This window comes from Microcystis aeruginosa LEGE 91341, from assembly GCF_015206885.1.
Classification (GTDB): Bacteria; Cyanobacteriota; Cyanobacteriia; order Cyanobacteriales; family Microcystaceae; genus Microcystis; species Microcystis aeruginosa_H.
In genome coordinates this window covers 1-2902 of sequence record NZ_JADEXY010000235.1, presented here as the reverse complement: position 1 = coordinate 2902, position 2902 = coordinate 1, and the positions used below count along the sequence as shown (strand labels likewise).

Here is a 2902-nt window from a genome sequence, read left to right as displayed (position 1 = left end):
TTCTCTACATAATCGATTACTTTTTTTCTCAAGTCTAGGCTATAAGACATTTTTCTATATGGGTTGCTCGTTTCTCTTTATTTTACCTTATTTTTACCTCGTCTCACACTTATTTGAAATGACTATAACTGAAAAGGTGTTTCTACTTCCAGGGATGAAGTGCAAGAAAGTGTAAATTCGCCGCTAGTGTTGACTTTGCCATTGTCTTCCCTCTAGCGGCCATGGTTGTCTGGTTCTACAAAGCTGTTCCCGAAGGTTCAATCAGTTTCACCTTTAAAGCTCTAGAAATCCACTTTGAGGTAAAGAAAGGAAGCCAGACTTAGGAAAAAAAGACAGCAATCGCTTTCAATCAGTATTAAGGGTTAGCCAGTTATCTACACACAATAAGCTGTGTGCTGGAAACAACACACCATGCTGGTCAAGGATTTATTTTGCGCCAGTCACAAGGAGTCGTTGAGCAGTCGGGGCTAATTAATGAGCTAGATTGGTCTTCCCGGTCACTTCCTTTTAAGGTAATTTTCCCCGTTAATCCTTCAGTCTTAAAATCATCCTTAGCTAAGGTGTTTCGTGTCCCCTCTCTGCTAGGCGTTTGTCCCTGTTCAAGCTGTTGTACGATAGCTTCAACTAACATTTTTGTGGCATCATAAGCCATGGCCATTTGCCAATTGAGCTTCGGCTTAGTTGAAGTTGACCAAGGTAGTGGTTTCTGGTCAACAAAATCAGCCAGTTTTTTACTCTCTTCATCAGAGGGATACCAAGGTATAGCTATTACCATCTTTTCTAGAGATTCCCTGCCAATGGTATCGACAAGTTCTAAAACTTCGTCATTAAACAGTGGGTTGTTCCCAGCTATCAAAAACGTCCCCCGATTTTCCTTAATAATTTGAATTTTTTTCTCCTTGCTCTCCGTATCGATAAAAGCATCACTTATAATAACTAAGGCTGTTTTGTCTTTAAGCTGATTAAATTTTTGCTTAAACCTTTCTACATCTAGCGATATTTGTGAATCCTTTATAATTACTCTACCCTTTATATTTATAATAATTGACTTCTCTAATTGCTTAGTAAAATTTTTATAAAAGGATTGTGCTACCAAATCATTGTCATGGAAGATTATCACTTGTTGATATCCTTTTTTTTCTAGGTATTTAACTAAGTCTTGAGCTGCAATTTCTGTCGTAGGTATAGGTCGAAAAAACCAAGACAAGTCCTGACTCTTATTTTTATCTTGAGCCTTGAAAGCCTCTATCGTAGCCGTACTTGTAGGTGAAATTAGCACTAATTTTTCTAGATAATCATCTAATACATAATAAGTTGCGTGACTCGAATACGGTCCAATAACACCCATAATTTTTTCCCTACCTACTAATTCTTTAGCTACCTTTAAGGCTTCATCATAGTCATTGTTAGAATCGTTCGCCATGACAACTATTAATTTAAAAACATTGTCTTTATTAAATTCAGCTTGTTGCCAACCTACTCCAGTAAGAATACTTCCACCAAAATCTGGTGGTATTTTATCGCCAAAGCCAGTAGATACAGCAATAGTAAATACATTCTTTGGACTGATAGTGCCGCTTTTTAGTTGATACATGACACGGGCATTATTTAGAGCAATTAAAGTAACTGGATCTTTCTCTTTTTCCCAGGCTTTTTCTAGATAACTAATAGCCTCTTTATAATTACCCTTAGCGAATTCTTCTCTTCCCTTTTCTTCTTCTGGGAGTAGTCGTCCCGGTGATGGATAATGGGGAAAACCAAGTTTTTCTCCACAACTTATAAAATCAGGGGTGTTATTACACGCCGATAATGGATCGGTTATCTCTCTTACATAAAAAATAACCAGAGAAAGTATTAATGCTAAAATACACAAAATGGCGAACTTAAACCATTTCTTGAGTTCTATCAACCAGCGACAAAATAGCATTATTCTATTTTTAGTCCAGTGATAAGATAAATTTATTGTATTTATGATAATTGGGGGAATTACAGATATGGGTTGATTTGAGTTATCACTGCTTGTAGGATCATTTCCCGATTCACTTGGGTTGATTTTTTTTTCTAGTTTCTCGATTTCTTTCTGACATTCCTCAATCATTCTTCGCAATTCAAATTTTCGAGAAGGATCAGCAGTTATTGAAAGTTCATACTCATAATGAGCAAGTTTTTCTTCCCAGTTCCTCTTAGCTTGCGACATTTCCTATCTCCGAACTAATCTCTTAATGGACTCCCATGTTTTGTACATCAATCCCTCTGTCTCAATCTCCAGTTCGTAGGAGGCAATCATCGGAATCAACGGTAGAACGACCTTTAACTTGGCTGAGGCTGCCTTGTTCTGTTCTTCTAACTCGGCTCGAATATCTTGCAGTAGGGGAATCAGTTCTGGAGGATAAAAAGTTAACGAGATGCGATCGATGGATTCAACAGCCTGCTCTACCTTTACCAGCTGACTTGCCGCTTCCTCATCCGAGATAATGATCGCTTCTTTTGGGTAAAGCTCCCAATATTCTGCTTCATATCGACGAATATCAGGGAGAATCTCTCGCTTAATTCGCTGCTTTAGCTCAAACTTGGCGGGTTTACTATTACTGATAATCAACTCTTGTTCAAACTCACCCAGTTTTTCGTAGAGCAGTTCTAGAATGTCCTCTAGGTATGCTAACCGTTGGCGATCGCTCATTGAAAGTTCCTATCCTTTTTACAAACTGATATTTTTTTACCAAAGCCTGTAGTTTTTCTACCTTGGCTTCTAGTGCAGCCATCCACTGACTCAACGGTGCAGTCTCAGCACAGCCCCAGTATTGAGCGCACCGCAATAACAACCACATCCGTCTTAGAAGTGCCACGTTGCTCATCTGTAACTATCTTACTCGCCGTGCTATTGATTGTCACCATTTTTCTG

At 38.5% G+C, this 2902-nt stretch carries 2 protein-coding genes; both read right to left on the bottom strand.

Features of this window, described 5'->3' with window-relative positions; genetic code table 11:
• Positions 1-418: 418 nt before the first annotated feature.
• Positions 419-2197, bottom strand: coding sequence for an ABC transporter substrate-binding protein (locus tag IQ234_RS20420; protein WP_193958415.1), 1779 nt, complete (start codon positions 2195-2197; stop codon positions 419-421).
• Between the two features lie 3 nt (positions 2198-2200).
• Positions 2201-2680: a hypothetical protein gene (locus IQ234_RS20415; protein ID WP_193958414.1), complete on the bottom strand. Its 480-nt coding sequence runs from the start codon at positions 2678-2680 to the stop codon at positions 2201-2203.
• Positions 2681-2902: the final 222 nt, after the last annotated feature.